The sequence below is a fragment of the Microcoleus sp. OTE_8_concoct_300 genome, from assembly GCF_031383065.1.
Taxonomy (GTDB): Bacteria; Cyanobacteriota; Cyanobacteriia; order Cyanobacteriales; family Microcoleaceae; genus Microcoleus.
On the sequence record NZ_JANMZH010000717.1, the window covers coordinates 1 to 18124 of the forward strand.

An 18124-nucleotide genomic window follows, 5' to 3' on the forward strand; every position below is an offset into this window, starting at 1 on the left:
ACGGGCAAGATGCCCATCCCACAAGAAAAAATAACTCTTGTGGGATGGGCATCTTGCCCGTCCCATCAATTGATGAAAAGGATTTTTGCAAGAGGTCTAGTGAACCAATCCCAAATAATGGAGATTGCTTCGCGACTTTAAACAAGTCGGACAAATTGTAATTATGGAACTTACACAAAGGTGGTGAGAAACCGGGTTTTTTCAGGAAAATCATTCGCTACAGCGCGAATAAACCATAAAAAACCCGGTTTCTGGGGTCTTGATGCGTAAGCCCTAAATTAAACAATTTGTCGCTTAAATGCTCTCAGGATCGATGTTCAATTCGCGCAGTTTTGCTGCCAAACGTTCGGCCCTTTGAGCTTCTTGTTCGGCACGCTGGCGGTTTAATTCCCCCTGTTCCTCCAATTCCGCATAGGAAAGAAACCTTTGTCCATCGGGTCGATATATTTCTAACCCAGCTTCGCCCAACTCAAATCGTACTCCCAATCTCGGACTTACCCAGCCCTCCATCGGCTCAATTATTTCTAAGTTTCGTTCTATTCTTTGCCAACCGCTCAAATCGTTGTTTTCGGGATCGTAAAGGTAATATTCATCGACTCCATAGCGATTGTAAAATGAAAGTTTTTTGTACATCTTGGTTTGTCTGTCGTTGTGAGAGCGAATCTCAAACGCAACTTGGGGAGCAATATTATCTTCGTTAAATTGCAGGTAGGAACGTCGATCGCCCTTTGGTCTGCCAAATATTACCATGACATCGGGTGCTTGAGAAATGTCTGGTCTACCTTCAACTGGAGACCACAGTAAATCCGCTGCTACAAACACGTTTGGGTCGTTTTTAAATAGCGATTCGCAACCTTCTTTGATTTTGACAATTAATTTGTATTGAATTGTGCTATCTGCCATTGGTTGACCGTCGCTGCATGGATAAATAATTTGTTCGGTCGTGACTTGCATGGTGGTTGTCTCCGAGAACTATTTGATATTAATTATACTATTTTTTGAACTAGCATAATTTGTTGATACTTTTTTTGTTTAGATTACAGCTTCTCTAATTTTGCCAATTGTTCCTGGGCAAATTTGCGGACTTCTTCCTCTGGATCGTTGGCAAATCGATCGCGAAGTATTTCTAAAGTTTTTGGGCGATCGGGGTATTGCTTGAGCATTATTTCAAGTGCTGTTTGTCTGGGATTTTCTTGGAATTTGGATTGGCGTTTAAAAGGATGATTGATAGCAATATCGCCCAACCATTCAAATATCTCTGGTTCATCTTTCCAACCGCGTGCTAATTTTTTAACCGCTAAATATCGCACATCCCAATTATCATCAGATTGAGCCAGTTGTTTGAAGATAAGTAAGGTTTTCGGGTCATCTTTCCACCCCCGTGCTAATTCTTCGACTGCTGCTTGCCGCACAGCTAAATTGTCATCAAATTGAGCCAGGTGTTTGAGGATAGGTAAGGTTTCCGGATCATCTTTCCACCCCCTTGCTAATTGTTTGACTGCTGCATATTGCCCAGCAAAATTATCATCAGATTGAACCATTTGTTTGAGCCAAGGTAAGGTTTCCGGATCATCTTTCCACCCCCGTGCTAATTCTTCGACTGCTCCATTTAGCACATACCAATTATTATCAGATTGAGCCAGTTTTTTGAGCCAAGGTAAGGTTTCCGGGTCATCTTTCCACCCCTGTGCTAATTCTTCGACTGCTGCACGTCGCACATTCGGATTATCATCAGATTGAGCCAGTTGTTTGAGAATAGGTAAAGTTTCCGGGTCATCTTTCCACCCCTGTGCTAATTCTTGGACTGCTGCCGATCGCACATCTGAATCATCATCAAATTGAGCCAGTTGTTTGAAGATAGGTAAGGTTTCTGGCTCATGTTTACACCGCCGTGCTAATTCTTGAACTGCTGCTTGCCGCACAGCAGAATTCTTATCAGATTGAGCCAGTTGTTTGAGGATAGGTAAGGTTTCCGGGTCATTTTCCCACCCCCGTGCTAATTCTTGGACTGCTGCTTTTCGCACATCCGAATCCTCATCAAATTTAGCCAGTTGTTGGAGCCAAGGTAAGGTTTTTGGGTCATCTTTCCAAGTGTAGGCGATCGCACTTACTGCTTGATTATGAATTTCCCCAATCAGTTTAATTTCTGCGTCATTTACATGAAAAATTATGCTATTCTTGCTGAGAGGGCACTGCGTTAACTGTTTTAAACGTTCAAGCAATTCACTATCAATCCCAGCAATAATTTTTCTATCTCTCACCTCGTTCAAACACTTTGCAGCCAAAAACAGGCTCTGGCAATTTTCAAATTTCTCAGACTGTTCAATCAAAAACTCAATCAATTTCCCTGTAAACCGTCCATCTATCAATCCCGCAATCAAGCACAAAACTTCCTGCCAAGATTCATCATTCCAGTGCGTGCCAAAAACCTCTGTTTTCAACTCATCTAAAGAAAGTTCTCGCGTCTTCTCAAATCTCTCCACCACCTCCGACGCACAGAAATATTCCAAAAAAGTTCGATGCACAAACCCATAAGTATCCGCACCCAAATAACATAAAATAAAGTTGCGAGTTCGCAGTTGGTTAATTATCAACTTTGCCCGCTCTTTCGGTCGATCGAAATCTTTATTCTTCAGATATGCTGTCAGGGTATTCTCCAAATCTTCCGCACTAATAATATTGCCAGCCAACCCTTCAGGTGCTGCTTGCATTTTGTAAGCGACTCGCCGCAGCATTTCTTGCTTATCTTTAGCATCAATAGTTTTCGGATCGAGCCTGCTATCCTCTACCAAAGACCTTTCCACATCCCATTGATAAAGCAATACCCGCGAAGCTTGATTGTAAAGTTCCGCCCTGTCTCTCGGCAATTCTTGCCCGCGATTTAAAATCGCCATAATCGTCAACAATAACGGATTACCCGCTAAATCTCGAATCGTTGATGAATACGCTAATGCTCTTTCCATGCGATCGCGAATCCGCGCTTTTTCCCCAGCATCAGTAAAAGTTAATTCGTGCCAGCGGCGAACAAAATCCTGAATTTGTTCCGCGTTCAAATCTTGAAGAATAAAGTGATGAAACTCTGCATCTTGCAACCGTTGAGGTTTGTAACCAATAATCCGAGACGTGACAATTACTCGCACGCGGGGATACTCATTGGTAAACCGATGAATCGCGGTAATTACATCTTCTCGTTTCCCGGGATCGAAAATTTCATCTAACCCGTCGAACATCACCACAGCCTCGCCTGCTTTAAGCTGTTCCTGCAATTGATGCTGATTCAAGTGACAAATTGAACCAGGACTTTGATGGAAAAATTCGAGGAAGTTCTGGCAATGTCCTGATTCCCCGCTGCGAATGTAAGTCCGCAATTCTATTAGCAGCGGAATCGGCAGAGATGTCACGCTATTTAAGGGCGATCGCGCCCAGTTTAATGCTAAATATTGTAACAGAGTAGACTTGCCAGAACCCGGATCGCCTAAAATAACAATGTAGGGATACTTTTGCTGGTCATTGATAACATCTAACACCGATACGATCGGCTGAGAAAAATAACCGCGCCGATATTTCTCTAAATTTTCTAGATCGATCGCGTCTAATTGATTGCAGTCTTGCAGCCGCCGTTGATGTTCTTTAGGAATTTCGTAAGCTTGGGGCAAAAATGATTCGTAAATCGATCGCACATCTTGGAAAATAAAGATTTGCCAAACCTTCAGTTTTTCCCGATAACCGAAGGTAGTGGGATCGACGCTGCTTAAATTGAGATTGCTGTAACGCTCGCACAAAGCTTCTTGATATTGCCTCAAGTCAAAATCGGGAATAATCCCCGCCGTTTCTTGAGTATTTTTCTGAATGCTATCCAGATTTTGAGCATTCAAGATATCGCGCAAGTCTTGTGAGTCAAAGAGAATTTCTTGAACTTCTTCGAGATACTGATTGGCGATTCTTTCCCACTTAAATCTTGCGGGTAAAGGAGTTAAATCTAGTTGACTCCAGGTTTGTTCGAGAAGTTCTGCATCGAGAGATTCGCGATCGCTCTCAAAAGCCTTGCCCAAAATTTCCTTAACAGACTTGTTGCTGATAAACTGTTTAACATCTTTAATATACCGCTTAATTTCCTCGGGGGGAAGTCCGGCGATTTTTAACTGCTGTTGCACCAACTCCAAAAACTTTTTGATCGCTTTGCCCGCTGCGACTTTTCGCGGGTCTTTTTCGCCTAAGAAGACGTTTTTTAGGGAATCTTTAAAAAAATCTTTAGCAAAATCCTTCGCGCCGTCTTTGACTAAATCTTCTAAGATGGGTTGAACGAGAATGCCGACTCCTTGCGTCACTCCCCAGATCACAAGCCAATCGATCATAAAGCTAGCCCGAGAATTAATTTATCTTTATAATATAGCAATTATCAAGGATGGATGAAATTATCAAAAACTGTATGGTACTAATCTCCCGTGATTGGCCCGATAGGTTAGGGTAGTATCAGTTTTCTATCCCTGCGCTGCGATTAGCCCCGATCGCCCCTGATTCTTGCCCCCTACTTCCCCTTAAAAATCGGGAACAGTATCAAAGTTGCGCTTTTTTACAAGGATTTATGGGAGTTCGACTCGGCTATAACGAGCGATCGACAATTAGCTCTTTTATTCTTGGCGGCGGCTCGAAAATAGTTACATTTTTATATGTTTTTTGTCGATCGCTTGTGCTATACTCTAATAATGGGAGTGTGAGCAGTTTTAAATTAAACGCACAGATTCCTATTATTAAATAATACCAGTGCAAGCGCAAAAAGTAAAGTAGTTGACCCCAAAAAAAACAAAAAATTTTTGAGATATCATTAAGAAAAGTAGACCTCTTGCAAAAATAACTAGGACGGGCAAGATGCCCATCCCACAAGAGTTATTTTTTCTTGTGGGATGGGCATCTTGCCCGTCCAATAAATTTATGAAAAGGACTTTTGCAAGAGGTCTAGTAAAGGACAAAAATCGTAAAATTGAGATAGGACATTCGCGACAATTATGACATACGACTACGACTTGTTTGTGATAGGTGCAGGTTCCGGCGGATTGGCGAGTTCCAAGCGAGCAGCATCCTACGGCGCAAAAGTGGCGATCGCCGAAAATGACTTAGTAGGCGGAACTTGCGTAATTCGCGGCTGTGTCCCCAAAAAACTCATGGTGTACGCCTCAACATTTTCGCACCTTTATGAAGATGCGGTGGGCTACGGTTGGAGTCCAGTAGAAAGCAGCTTTGATTGGGAAAAACTGATCACCAGCGTAGACACAGAAGTGCGGCGGCTGAGCAAACTGCACATCAGCTTCCTCGAAAAAGCCGGAGTCGAATTAATCTCAGGATACGCCAAATTTATTGATCCCCATACCGTCTCCGTTGGTGACAGAAAAATTACCGCAGCCAAAATCTTAATAGCAGTCGGCGGAGAAGCCACAAGAGTCCCAATTCCCGGCATCGAACACGCGATCACCTCCCGGGAAATCTTCCTGCAAAAAGAGCAGCCAAAACGGTTAGCCATTTGGGGCGGCGGCTACATCGGCGTCGAATTTGCTTGCATTATGAACGGGTTGGGAAGCAAAGTAAGTCAAATCATCCGCCGTGACTTAATTTTGAAGGACTTTGACACAGATATTCGCACCAACGTGCAAGAAGGAATGATTAAGCACGGAATAAACATTTTGACAGAAAGCTCGATAAACCACATAGAGAAAACCCCAGAAGGCTTAAAATTAACTTTGTCGGGAACATCGGAAGGAACGCTGATAGTAGACGCGCTGTTGTCCGCAACCGGGCGCTTGCCGAATTTGGAAAAATTGGCTTTAGAAAATGCGGGAGTAGAAATCGATCAAGGTGCGATCGCAGTTACCAAAGACAGCCGCACCAGTCAGCCGCATATTTTTGCAGTCGGAGATTGCACCAACCGCATCAATTTAACGCCAATTGCTATCGCCGAAGGACGCGCTTTTGCAGATACTGAATTTGGCAACAATCCCAGAGCAATCAGTTACGAAAATGTCCCGTCGGCGGTATTTTCCCAGCCGGAAGCGGGTACAGTCGGCTTAAACGAAGTGCAGGCTAGAGCAAAGTTCCCCGACTCAATTAAGTGTTACACAGCCAAGTTTAAGCCGATGTTTCACGCCTTGACAGGTGCAGATGAGAAAACTTTTGTCAAGTTAATCGTTGAAACTAATACCGATCGAGTTTTGGGCGTGCACATGGTTGGAAAAGACGCGGGCGAAATTATTCAAGGAATGGCGATCGCGGTTAATATGGGAGCTACCAAGAAAGACTTCGACGCGACTATTGGCATTCACCCATCGACTGCTGAAGAGTTTGTGACTCTGCGGTAAAGCTAAAGTCGGGATGCGGCAATCAGGAGGCGGCATTGCTCAAGCCGTGTCAATTTACTCGTTACTTTCCCTGGAGCGAAAGTAACGCAGATAGGCGAGGAAGAGCCTCCTTTTTTACTCGTTACTCGTTACTTTCGCTGGAGCGAAAGGAACCAGTTAAATCAAGACACGGCCAGGCTCATTGCTGTCAACTTAAGACTGAAAGCCCTGATAAATCTTGCTTCCCCTCAAGTTTCGATCCCCGTCGCATCCCCTTTAAGAAGGGGGAAGAAAGAGAAGATTCCTGTCCCCCCCTTATTAAGCAGGGCTGTTTTATCCTCCGGTGCGATCGCTAAAAATAAAAGCGATCGCTTGTCTGATAAAAGCTTGAGCGATCACTTAAAAACAAAACAAATATATATGCTGACTCTAATCTCCTAACTCAAAAAAGTCAATTACCTACGCCCAAATCACCGAAATAGACATCCTTTATGGCTGATATTACTATTGATTATTTTGGGAATTATGTTCTGTCATCTGGGATATAGAGACCTCCGACACCAGTGCTAAAGCAAACCAAAAACTGATTGTCACTACGTTTAAGATCGCATTTCAAAATTAATGAATTTTTTAACCAAAATCCACACCTTTTTAACTGCTTTAATTAGTTGTTAATCCCTTCAACTATGACCTTAGTTGTTCTTTGTGCAAAATACCCCACCCTCAGAGCAAACCATCTTTTTGTGGCGATGTTATAGCACGGGAGCCAACTTCAGAAGACCTAGATTAACTCTTGGTCTGCAAAGTGTATAGTGGTCAGAAGGGTAACATAAGATAACTAAAGTAAAAATACCGCGGGTGTGGATGAAATCAAATTTCTAACCCCAAAGCAACGTATTAATACCAATTTAATGTGAAGTTGCACATATCTCGATCCCCCTCGCATCCCCCTTAATACGGGGGACGAAAGAGCGGGATCTTGTCCCCCCCGATGCCTTGGGGGGCGCCAGGGTGATCGGATTCTACGGGGCCTCATAAAAAATTGGTATAACTGGGTAGCTTGGTGACGGCAACCCCTGTCAAGGTGCGATCGACCAGCTTTACGTCATCCTACTGGTTGGCGATCGACAATAAACCTAGCTTATTGGTAATCACCTGTTAAAACAAGAAGATTTAACGATCGCCAGCAACCAATTTTCAAGGGTTTTAGGGTCTTCTTCACCACCTTGACAGGGCGGGCGTGGAAGAGCAACCCCAATAGGCTAAACTTGTCTCTGATAACCACATTGACTATAAAGCAATGACTACTTCTGTGCATCAAGACCAGACCGAGATTTCCAATACCGTCTCATCAAGCCCACAATTTTTATCTTTCGTGAAAATTATTGAGTATTTATCTCTAGCGGCTTTTATTGGTGCATGGAGCCTTACTAGAGTTTTTCCAGACAATCAACTTATCGTTATCTGGGCAGCAGTTTTTCTCTCTAGTTTTATTTTTCTGTTCCTGGCAAATAGACAATTGGCTTCCAACTCTAGGAATCGTGCTAATCAGTTAGAGATCCGAAGAAAAGCTGAACTCTATAGTTATCTATTAAACCCGAATACTTCTTCGGATAACAATCTGATAACTCCCGTGAGAGAAAAGGCTTTACGATATTGCCAGGAGTTGATTGACGACTATAAAAACACCAGAGAGACTTCGAGAAATATTTACTATACCTTCCAATTGGCAACCGTTATTTTATCGGGAGTCACACCAATTTTAGTATTGGTAGACAAATTGGAACCAAGTCAAGCGTTCTTCAAGTGGCTGCCGGTAATTTGTCCCGCTGTCGCCTCGATAGTCGCCAGTATAGTTACCTCATTTCCTTTTCAGGAAAATTGGATTTCTGCTAACACAACTGTGGAATTGTTAGAAGCGGAACAGGAGAAATTTGTATTGGGAGTGAGTCCGGCTTATCGTTACGATGATGGAGCCGACGAAGCCCAACATCAACAAATGGCAAAAATGGCAATAGAAAACTTTATCACTCAGGTGAATGAGATTCATCTCAAGCAAATCCAAAAACCAGATGAGACACGGTCAAGGGAGCAGAATACGCAGAATACAGAGCCAGCTCAATCTACCGAGTCAAATTAGCGGCAGAGTTAACTAATCTGACAATACCAGTAAGCAGGTAGGGTTAAGTGGCCCCACCTGCTTCTATACGGCTAAACGTTTCATCACACAGGGCATTTCGGGGCCAGAGGATAGCCAAAGACCTGGTCGCCGCCCGTTTTTTTCCCCCTCAAGTAGCTCTGTATGTAGTGTTCAACGGAGTTATTACCAGAAGCAAGTGGCTAGCATTCAGTGGACTTAGCAGCTTAAGTCAGTGCCATTTACTTCAAGATATCTTTGTTTATGATTTTCGGATGAACTAATTAGCCCATGCTACAGACTAGCTACCTGGTTGTAGGAAAAGGACATATTGGCTTAGCCACAGCGGTCTATCTGAGCGCTCAGGGATATACAGTTTACCTTTTTTCTCGCCGTTCTTCTTTTGTGCCCCAGACAAGAACCCTTCACTCAATAGGACCAATTTCTCCCGGAAGTTATCCAGTTGCAGCTTGTTCCAATAACCTTGATGAGTTGGCGACACTCAATGGCGGTCAACTACCGCTGAATGTGCTGATATGTTGTCGCGGTCAAGACATTGAACCCTACGCCAAGATTCTAGCTAAATATATCCATTCCCAAATGAATGTTCTGGTTTTCTGTGCCAGTCGCTTTGCAGGTTGGGTTTTTTGTAAGGTACTCCGGAGAGTGGGAATAACTGAAGAACAGTTGCCTGCTGTGGGGGATGTTAACAATACTCCGTTTGTTAGTCGCATTAATAGTGAGGATCAAGTCAGGATTAGCGCGCTTACCAACAAGTTCTTTGTAGCAGCTCAGAACCGAACCCTGACAAATCGGATTGTGCGCACTTACCAAGCTGTGTTCAATAATTTATGGCCTGCTGCTTCGGTTTTAGAAATTAATCTTAATAAAGTTAATGACATTATCCACCTTCCCCTGCTTCTGGTTTCATTAGCCCGATGGGAATCTGGTGAGGATTACAACATCTATCATAAGGCTGGGCCCCGTACTGTTGGGCTCATTAACCACCTGGATTGCGATCGCATGGCAGTGGGGAAAGCACTCGGAGTAATCAACTTGATTGATATCAAAAGCCACTATCAAATCGCATACGGAACCACCGGACCATCCCTTGATGAACATATGCAGCAGCTTGGATCCTACTCCAGTACAACGCTGTGTAACCCTCATCACCGCTATTTGGTTGAGGATTTGCCTTATGGCTGTTTTCCCTTGCAGGTTTTAGCTCGCCTAGCTGGAGTAGAAACACCATTCTTAGATAGTTGCATCACAATAGGGGATAAGTTCCTTGATATACCTTTGCCGTGGAGCGCTGAGTTTCTGGAATTGGATCTGCCCCAGTTGAGTCAAGAACCCCAAGTGAATCCCAGTACTAGCAACTTCAGTCAACTTAATGACCATCATCGCTGTCCTACTGAGAATAGTTAGCAATCTTCTCTAGAGGAATAACAGTGCGAACGTTTCCCAAGGTAAGCAGGTAGGTGCAATTGGGCCTAATTAAGTAAAGTTTTGTGTAATAATAAATTCCTAAATGCCCTTGCTGTGTAAAGGGAGTCTACATTTCTTTATATAGCTGTGGATATCGCTGAAGAAGAACAAAAAAGTAATAAATTAGATGTCCTAGCTAAGGATGCCGTAATCGCTCTAACGATACAAGGCTTTGGGTTAGTTCTAACATACGTGGGTCAGGTCTTTTTGGCCCGATGGATGGGCAAAACCGAGTACGGCACCTACGAATATGTAATCTCCTGGTCAATACTCCTAGGAATTCCAGCAGCTTTAGGATTCCCGAGGACTGTGTTGCGCTTGCTTTCAGAATACCGTGTAAAAGAAGACTGGGGACATTTACGCGGTCTTATGCGTGGGAGCTGGCTATTAACATTATGGGTTGGTGTCCTATTGGGCCTGGGTGCTGCGGGTGTTGTCTGGGTGCTGAATTCTTTTCACAGCTTTACCTATGCAACACCGTTGCTGATTGGAATGGCGCTAGTACCGCTCCAAGCTTTGACAGTTTTGCAGCTAGAAACAGCCAGAGCAATGGGCGACATTACATTAGCTTATGCTCCCTCTAAAGTTATCTGGCCCATCTGGCTTCTTTGCGGTGGGTTTCTTTTGTTTGACGCGAACCCTTCTCTGGGCAGCTTGCCGATGATTGAGGTTGCAACACTACTGCTGTCAGCTGTTCTGCTGCTTCAGTTGTGGTTGCTGAGGGAGAAGATTGATAGAGAGATTGAACCTGCTACCCCAGTTTATTCCTATCAGGAGTGGTTGGGGATTGCCTGGGTTTTGCTGCTCCAGCAGTCGTTTGGCGTTATTTTGAACCGTACAGATATTCTCATGGTTGGTTCTATTATCGGACCAAGTGAAGCTGGGATATATAATGCGGCTGTGAAAACTGCCGTGTGGGTGAGTTTCATTTTACAGGTTGTGAATATGGTGGCAGCCCCCGTATTTGCGACCCTCTACGCTAAAAAAGATATGCAAGGTTTGCAGAAGGTCGTCTCCAGAGTAACGCTCTGGATTTTCTGGCCTTCGATTGTTCTCGCCCTAGGCTTAATTGCCTTTTCCAAACCAGTGCTGAGTATTTTCGGGCCGGACTTTACTGCTGCGAGTTGGTCGCTGAAAATTCTCATTGTTGGGCAGTTAGTTAATGCATTGTGTGGCTCTGTAGGTAATTTAATGGTAATGACGGGGCACCAGAACAAATCGGTTATTGTTGCTGGCTGTAGTGTGTTGCTCAATATAGTTACAAACGCGATCGCTATTCCGGTGTTTGGGATAACTGGAGCTGCGATTACAACAAGTTTCACTATAGTCGTATCTAACGTTTGGTATAGTATCCTCGTGGTCAAGTATGTTGGGGTACGCCCTTCAGTCTTTTACAGTCTCTTCAACCGAGGAATTGTGTCAGAATCCTAGTTCCTGCTAATATCACTATGGCGGTTCTAATTGAGATGTAAGCCCATCTCCTAACTAAAGTATAGGGGCTTTCTAGTTGGTAGTTACGCCCTTCCCACCGTAAGATTATTTACTACTATTCTTACCCCACTCTCTACTCCCTACTCCCTACTCCCTCTCTTCCATTAGATAATCTTCTCCTGGGAAAGGAGTAGGAGCTGCAACCCCTCGAAAATAAGTTAAATTACTACCCAGTAGCATACTAGCTCCGAGCCATCTGTAGTGTTAAGTTTAACTAACGCTTCAGTTGAAGCTAAAGTTTTTGAGCTGAGTTTACCAATTATCATCTTCTACGTAGCCAAATTGCACTAGGTATTTTTGAGCTTTTTCCTTAAATATTCTTTTTTCTTCCTCAGTCATTTCAGTTTTCCATCTACCTCGACCATCAAATAAAGGTTGATTAATTTGCCAATTTCTCAGATTCTTATGATCTTGAATGTTTTGAATTTCCTCTGGTTTAATAATTTCAGAACTATACCAGTATTTGGGAGTTTCATAATATTTCAAAACTTGCTCTGTATAAGTTTCCCCTAAAAAATTTAAAATTTTTTCTAAAGTAATTTCCGTATGACTCACCAAATTTTCATATTTAACAACCATAACTCTAGGATTATTCCAGTAAGGTAGCCCAGCCAAATTATCATATATCCATCTCTCGATCTTATCTACATAAGTTTTAAACTCTGTTCTATCTTTTAAAGAACAAACAACATCTCTGCCATCTCTCAACATGATAATAAATTGGCTATTGGGACGGTAGAGAGAAAGCTTTTTAATATAAAAAATATGTGAAGGGCTTTTTTCAACCCAACGCTTTTTGCCAACATCTCTACATTGTCGATCCCACTGGTACATAGTTTCTTTGTGCTTAAGCTCATTTTTAAATAACAATCCAGTTTCATGGGGAATAGAATAAAGGTTAGGGTGATTGCCGAGAATGGCAAGCATGAGCGAAGTGCCGCTATGTCCACAACCGACTATAAAAATAGGATTATTAATTTTAATAATATCAGGCTCGTCAGGTTGAATATCTAAGGCATTCTGGTAATTTTGAACTTCATCTGGATTCAATTTAAGGGCGTGGCGGTAATAAAAAGTGGCTGCAAGTATCCCTCCTGGTTGTTCTCTGTGGGCTAGAGCTTCTCCTAGATTTTGGTGATACCAAGCTGAATTGGGAGCGAGGGCGATCGCTTCTCGGAAACAGGCGATCGCTTCATCAAACTGATATTTTTTCAAGTAGAGTTCTCCTAGCTTGTTGTGCAATTCAGCAATGCCTGGGCTAAGCTTTATAGCTTTTTCATATGAGATAATAGCTTTATCCAAGCAACCTTGTTGTACTAAAGTTTCTCCTAATAAGAAAATTTGAGTGTTTTTGGGTTGAGTGGATTGGCGTTCTATACAGTCTATTCCACACTGGTTAAAAGCATGGATAGCCTTGTACACAGTTTGGACAGCACAGCCAAAATGTTTAGAAATTTGGCTGGGTTTGTTGCCATCAGCAGTGGCAAGCAAAATTTGACATCGACGCCGAGTAAAGGCATCCTGAGAACGCAAGCCGGTTTTCAAAACAGCTTTTTCTACCTCGGTCAAAGCTCGAATAAATACTTGGTTGTTCATGCTATTGAAATGTTGGTTCAAGTTTTTTAGCCCCAATCTCCGTTAGGCTTTGTCAAGTGGACTTTTGAATACCTGCTACGTTGTAAGCAGGTATAACAATAGAGACCTCCCTGCAAATTCATGAAATAAAACACGACGAACTAATGTAATATCTGATTAAATGTCTTCTGCTGTTTTCAGGCAGCTTTCCTCGGCTATGTAACATCCGATGATTGTGAATAAAAAGACATTCTTTCGGTGCAAGTCTAATTGTTATCAGTTGCGTTTTTTGCTTGTGTACAACATATTCAGAAAATTTTTCCAGCAATGCAGTCTGTTCGCGGTTACAGGGATTCGATAAATTCCAAGGCACGTAAAACACCCGATAGGTTGCATTGTTTTTGGAAATAAGCGGATAATAAACAACTTCCTCTTCATTGGAACTTGGATTTCTAATCATGCGCGAGACGTTAACTCCACTTAAAACTGAAAGCTCGGCGAGAGTAAAATAATCTCCTATGTCTCTTGTATCTAGCAACAGGCTTGCGCCATCTACTTCATCTTGTTCTACACAATACCATCCAAGCACATCACAAGTTGGCGTATCCGTATGAAAGGCTAATGAAGCTGCTTGATAGACAACGGGACGATTTCTTTTATAATTTCGGCTCATTTGTTGCAGTTGTTTGAGTTTGGCATCTACAACAATGTCGGTGCGTAGTTCAATTGATCCAAGTCGATGCACAAGCGCTTCATAAGCATTTTGGGACAGCGGCTGTTTGATGTGTACAAATCCATGAACTTTAATGATTTTAAAAATCTCTGCGCTTAAAGCGTCAATATCTATTGCGTCATTATGTCCATCAATAAGGGTTTTGGGTTTTTGAAGTTTTTCATGGTTATCCATATATTTATTCCTAGTTATTGTTTAATCTTTTTTGTTTTTTTCCAACTCGGAAAGATACAAACTTTCAAAATCTCCGATCAGCCGTTTTAAATTGAACATGTTCTGAACGCTTTGATGTCCGTTGTAAATTAGTGATTCCCTTAGGGAACTGTTTTCCAGAATAGTTTTTATCCCCTCGTAGATTTGACTGCTGTTTTGATAATCCACCAGGTAAGCATGTTTGTTATGAACAATAAATTCATCCACAACGCCTGACCGCGTGAACACAGAAGGGATTCCTGCTGCTAGAGCTTCTACATACACCTGTCCAAAGGCTTCTACGGTAGGAGTAATTGGAACATGTACAAATACATCGAAAAGCTTATACAGTGAGAACATGTCATTTTCAAACGGAATCTCCACATATCTGTTAGTAGGTATTGATTCGAGTTGCCTCTGAATCACCTTACGGTACTTACCGCGAGCATTTGCAAGTACAAGAAAGGCAGACGGATAATCTTCAAGCAACCTGCGAAAAGCTGGTATTATGTAATGGACACCCTTCCAAGCTACATATCTTGATACAACGCCGACTACTGGAGCGACACTTTTGATATTGTATTTCTCTCTGAGATGTTGCACTTTTTCTTCAGAGACGCTTGCCAAAGATTCCATATCAAAACCATTATGTATAACGACGATCTTACTTGGGGCAGCTCTATCGCAGGAAACTAGCGTATCTTTGACAGTCTGGCTAAGTGCTATAATTTTTGAAGATAAAAAATTGTTAAAACGGTCGTAAGCTCCACCCCAAGGAACACGCTGCGGCCAGGGGGGAGAACTTCCATGATTTCTACTTTGTATACGTATTTGCACCCCCGCTAAACAGGCACCAATCAAGCCGGCTAGGGAGTCATCCACGCCATGTGTATGGATGATATCAATCTTATTTCTTCGACAGTAACGGTATATCTTCCAGATAGTCCAAAGCAGGTTAAGGCTATATTTACTTGAGTATTTGATGCTACAGTATGGGATATTTTGTGCAGTCAAAGACTCGGTCAGATTTGTTGAGCATTGATTTAGTAATATAAATGATAAGTCAAACCTCTCTCTGCTTAAGTCACGACAGATCCCTTCAAAGCGCTTAGAGCGTCTATTTGTTGCCATGACGTAGGTTACTCGAATTTTTCTTGTGTTATTCGCTTGCATGATTTGTTCTCCCCTAAGGCTTTTATCTATTGACCATTTCCTTCCTGATAATTAATGATTAGTGATTTTCCATCTTTCTGATTAAAGGTATGATATTTTTTCCAAAATTAATCATTTCCTCTAGTTTTGGCCATCCCAACAATATAAATTGTGTAACGCCTATTTTTTTATATCGGATAAACTCCGATGCTATTTCTTCGGGCGTACCAACTAGAGCAATCAAGGGAGAACCATGAGTACGGACAGCTCCAGCCCAAAGATTATCAGATAACCATTCCTTCTCTGAGTTCTCGTACATTTCCTTAATCGAAACAGAATCACTTTTATTAACAAAGTTTTCTTCTTTATTTTTAATATCTTTAGTACCGACATCATCCAGGTTTTCAACTAAAGCCTTAGCAGCATTTACCGCTTCCTTTTTGGTTGCTCTAGCAATGACAGAAAGGCGCAGCCCCACTTCTTTTCCAGCTTTTAATACAGGTTCGATTGAACTGACGAGATTTTCCGGGGTATCGGCAAAGCGTATCCAACAATCTCCTTGTTTAATGGCTAGATCTCTTGCCAATAGGGAGCCACCGCCAATAAAAATATAGGGACGCGAACTTTCTTTGGATAGAAAAGGAGTATTCAATCTACCATCCTCAATTTTAAAGTATTTTCCTTCATAATTTACCGCTTCATTCTTATTCCAAAAAGAATTGCATATTGCCAGAAATTCTTCTGTCCGTGCATATCTTTCATCATGGGAAAGAAAGTCTCCATAATATCTTTGCTCTTGAGGTGAATAGCCTGCTACAACATTTAAACTTATTCGGTTGCCTGAAGTTAAGGCGGAGAAAGTATTAACTTGCTGTACAAATAATGTAGGTGAAAGCAGTCCAGAACGAACCGCTATCATGAACTTTGCTTTTTCTGTTTGTAAAGCAAGTGCGGTTGCCAGAAGAAGTGGATCGGGTTTGCCATAACTAAAATCAACGAGTAAAGATTCAATACCACTTGACTCTGCACTTTTACAGAACTCTTGTTGTGCTTTTACATCTGGCAGTGCAGTTTGCTGGACTTCATGTTGAAGTGCTCGTGTTATCCCCGTTCCCTCTCCGCCTTGCAGTAATCTCCAATGAAATTTTAAGGGTTTATTATTCTTTGTCGATGTATTTGTCATATTCACTCTGTTTGGATGGTAATTTAACAACTTTACTTTTGCTTCGCGAGCAAAGGCATAACTCCTTTAGCCAAATGAGTCATCTCTTCAATATCTGGCCAGCCCATAAAAAGATATTGGGTAATACCAATGGCCTTGTAGTCACTAATTGCCTTTGCAATGTTTTCGTAAGAACCTACTAAAGCGATCGCGGGAGGACCAAGATAAGGAACAGCACCAGTCCATAAGTAAGGAGTTACCCAGGGGAACTGCTCCTTTCCCGACAAAGTAAATACAGATTGGAATCCCTCAGAATCCGATTGTTTGTATACTTCTTCAACAACTTCTCGTGTTTTATCTCCGAACTTTCCTACGAGCGCCTGAGCTGCTGCTTCTGCCTCTTCTTGAGTTGGGCGAGTAATTAACGAAACTAATAAGCCAACTTCTTGGCCTTGCTCCAATACGGTTTGAATTTGAGGTTTAAGTTTCTCTGGTGCCTCAGGAAAACGCCAAAGACAATCAGCATACTTACCAGCTAGTTCAGCAGCAAGCGCTGAATTTCCTCCTAGAAAAATTTCCGGTTTACTTCTTTGTGGTGAAACAAAGGGTGTATTGATTTTACCATTTTCAATGTGATAATATTTTCCGGAGAAATTAACATCTCCTTCTTTTGCCCAAAAAGCATTGCATATAGCTAGAAATTCTTCTGTTCTTTTGAATCTTTCATCATGGTTTAAAAAGTCACCGTAATATCGAAGTTCTTGAGGAGAGCGTCCATTAACTATATTGACGTGTACTCTGCCATCGATCAAGCAAGATAGCGTATTGATTTGTTGCACGAATAAAGTTGGAGAAATCAACCCTGGCCTTACAGCCACCATAAAATTAATCTTTTTGGTCTTTTGACCGAGCATTACTGAAAGTAGCAGGGGATCGGGTCTGGTAAAGCCAATTGCCATGAGCATAGAATCAATCCCACACTCTTGGGCTCGTTGACACAAGGCAATTTGAGCCTCAAAGTTGAGAAGACCAGACTGATCGATCGTAGATTTGGCTCTTCTAAATGTATCTCCTGCTTGGGAAAGGCTCCAATGGAATCTTACACGCTTTTCCATAATTGAGTTTCTTTTTTTATCCAGATTATTACTATGAAAACGAACCGCTCTTCATTAAAATAATATGAATTCCAAGGCAAAATCCGTACAGCAACTTTAAGTATTTGGCAGAGCTAAGCATGATTAAGGCTTATATCCCTGTTCTTCTGGGAAGTTCTCGCACTCTAAGGCAGAGTGTGAAGGTGGCTCAGTTTATTTTAGAACAATTGCGGCTGGGCGATCGCGTCCAGACAGAACTCATTGACCTGCGCGAATATAGGCTTCCCATCTTGGAGGAGAGATTGAATGAGATGTCAACTCCTGGGCCCACTGTACTCCAATTCTGTTCTAAACTCGGTCAAGCTGACGGTGTCCTCATTGTCACTCCGGAATATAAGGGAGGATACCCTGGAGTATTAAAGAATGCCCTTGACTACCTCGAACCCCAGGCTTTGCGGTATAAGCCTATTGGTATCTGTACTGTGTCCTCTGGTGGTTTTGGAGGGCTAAATTGTCTGACGCAGTTACAACTCGTCTGTCTGGCGCTGGGAGGCTTACCTATCCCAGACAAGTTACCCGTGTCTAACGTACAGGAACTCTTTGACGAAAGGGGAAACTTACGTAATTCAGCATTTAAAACCAAGCTGGAATCGTTTATCGAGGAACTGGTTTGGTATACGGAGGCGATGATTAATCAAAAACAAGTCTCTAAAACACCAGTCCAGTAATCGCGATACTGCACCCTTACTGAACCGGCGTTCTAGGTTTCAT

Annotated in this window: 12 protein-coding genes; 5 read left to right on the top strand and 7 right to left on the bottom strand. The window is 42.3% G+C overall.

What is annotated here, in order from left to right; genetic code table 11:
* Positions 1-294: 294 nt before the first annotated feature.
* Positions 295-954: a Uma2 family endonuclease gene (locus ACUVJL_RS32235; protein ID WP_445249548.1), complete on the bottom strand. Its 660-nt coding sequence runs from the start codon at positions 952-954 to the stop codon at positions 295-297.
* Between the two features lie 83 nt (positions 955-1037).
* The gene (locus ACUVJL_RS32240) at positions 1038-4355 is read right to left on the bottom strand and encodes a HEAT repeat domain-containing protein (protein WP_445249549.1); all 3318 of its coding nucleotides are present in this window, start codon (positions 4353-4355) and stop codon (positions 1038-1040) included.
* A 651-nt stretch (positions 4356-5006) separates the two neighbouring features.
* Here ACUVJL_RS32240 and gor point away from each other — a divergent pair.
* The 4 genes from gor to ACUVJL_RS32260 all read left to right on the top strand — a co-directional run bounded on the left by gor (position 5007) and on the right by ACUVJL_RS32260 (position 11385).
* The gene (gene gor / locus ACUVJL_RS32245) at positions 5007-6350 is read left to right on the top strand and encodes a glutathione-disulfide reductase (protein ID WP_445249550.1); all 1344 of its coding nucleotides are present in this window, start codon (positions 5007-5009) and stop codon (positions 6348-6350) included.
* Positions 6351-7848: 1498 nt separating this feature from the next.
* Positions 7849-8469, top strand: coding sequence for a DUF4231 domain-containing protein (locus ACUVJL_RS32250; protein WP_445249551.1), 621 nt, complete (start codon positions 7849-7851; stop codon positions 8467-8469).
* A gap of 288 nt (positions 8470-8757) precedes the next feature.
* Positions 8758-9894: an NAD/NADP octopine/nopaline dehydrogenase family protein gene (locus ACUVJL_RS32255; RefSeq protein ID WP_445249552.1), complete on the top strand. Its 1137-nt coding sequence runs from the start codon at positions 8758-8760 to the stop codon at positions 9892-9894.
* 147 nt (positions 9895-10041) lie between these two features.
* Entirely contained in the window at positions 10042-11385 is a 1344-nt protein-coding gene (locus ACUVJL_RS32260) for a lipopolysaccharide biosynthesis protein (RefSeq protein ID WP_445249553.1), read from the top strand.
* 312 nt (positions 11386-11697) lie between these two features.
* Here ACUVJL_RS32260 and ACUVJL_RS32265 read toward each other — a convergent pair whose 3' ends face one another.
* The 5 genes from ACUVJL_RS32265 to ACUVJL_RS32285 form a co-directional block, all read right to left on the bottom strand.
* Positions 11698-13041 carry a sulfotransferase gene (locus ACUVJL_RS32265; protein WP_445249554.1) on the bottom strand — a complete coding sequence of 448 codons (1344 nt, stop codon included), beginning with the start codon at positions 13039-13041 and terminating at the stop codon, positions 11698-11700.
* Positions 13042-13159: 118 nt separating this feature from the next.
* Positions 13160-13927 carry a TauD/TfdA family dioxygenase gene (locus ACUVJL_RS32270; RefSeq protein ID WP_445249555.1) on the bottom strand — a complete coding sequence of 256 codons (768 nt, stop codon included), beginning with the start codon at positions 13925-13927 and terminating at the stop codon, positions 13160-13162.
* Positions 13928-13948: 21 nt separating this feature from the next.
* Positions 13949-15118 (bottom strand): glycosyltransferase family 4 protein, encoded by a 1170-nt coding sequence (locus ACUVJL_RS32275; RefSeq protein ID WP_445249556.1) that lies wholly within the window; start codon positions 15116-15118, stop codon positions 13949-13951.
* A 58-nt stretch (positions 15119-15176) separates the two neighbouring features.
* Positions 15177-16280 (bottom strand): LLM class flavin-dependent oxidoreductase, encoded by a 1104-nt coding sequence (locus tag ACUVJL_RS32280; protein WP_445249557.1) that lies wholly within the window; start codon positions 16278-16280, stop codon positions 15177-15179.
* Positions 16281-16312: 32 nt separating this feature from the next.
* Positions 16313-17374: an LLM class flavin-dependent oxidoreductase gene (locus ACUVJL_RS32285; protein ID WP_445249558.1), complete on the bottom strand. Its 1062-nt coding sequence runs from the start codon at positions 17372-17374 to the stop codon at positions 16313-16315.
* A gap of 119 nt (positions 17375-17493) precedes the next feature.
* Between ACUVJL_RS32285 and ACUVJL_RS32290 the strand changes: the two genes are divergently transcribed.
* The gene (locus tag ACUVJL_RS32290; RefSeq protein ID WP_445249559.1) at positions 17494-18081 is read left to right on the top strand and encodes an NADPH-dependent FMN reductase; all 588 of its coding nucleotides are present in this window, start codon (positions 17494-17496) and stop codon (positions 18079-18081) included.
* Positions 18082-18124 lie beyond the last annotated feature (43 nt).

Bases quoted from the DNA above. Each gene is read 5' to 3' on its own strand.
- ACUVJL_RS32235 (WP_445249548.1), bottom strand. From the start codon at position 954: ATGCAAGTCACGACCGAACAAATTATTTATCCATGCAGCGACGGTCAA.
- ACUVJL_RS32240 (WP_445249549.1), bottom strand. From the start codon at position 4,355: ATGATCGATTGGCTTGTGATCTGGGGAGTGACGCAAGGAGTCGGCATT.
- gor (WP_445249550.1), top strand. From the start codon at position 5,007: ATGACATACGACTACGACTTGTTTGTGATAGGTGCAGGTTCCGGCGGA.
- ACUVJL_RS32255 (WP_445249552.1), top strand. From the start codon at position 8,758: ATGCTACAGACTAGCTACCTGGTTGTAGGAAAAGGACATATTGGCTTA.
- ACUVJL_RS32265 (WP_445249554.1), bottom strand. From the start codon at position 13,041: ATGAACAACCAAGTATTTATTCGAGCTTTGACCGAGGTAGAAAAAGCT.
- ACUVJL_RS32270 (WP_445249555.1), bottom strand. From the start codon at position 13,927: ATGGATAACCATGAAAAACTTCAAAAACCCAAAACCCTTATTGATGGA.
- ACUVJL_RS32275 (WP_445249556.1), bottom strand. From the start codon at position 15,118: ATGCAAGCGAATAACACAAGAAAAATTCGAGTAACCTACGTCATGGCA.
- ACUVJL_RS32280 (WP_445249557.1), bottom strand. From the start codon at position 16,280: ATGACAAATACATCGACAAAGAATAATAAACCCTTAAAATTTCATTGG.
- ACUVJL_RS32285 (WP_445249558.1), bottom strand. From the start codon at position 17,374: ATGGAAAAGCGTGTAAGATTCCATTGGAGCCTTTCCCAAGCAGGAGAT.
- ACUVJL_RS32290 (WP_445249559.1), top strand. From the start codon at position 17,494: ATGATTAAGGCTTATATCCCTGTTCTTCTGGGAAGTTCTCGCACTCTA.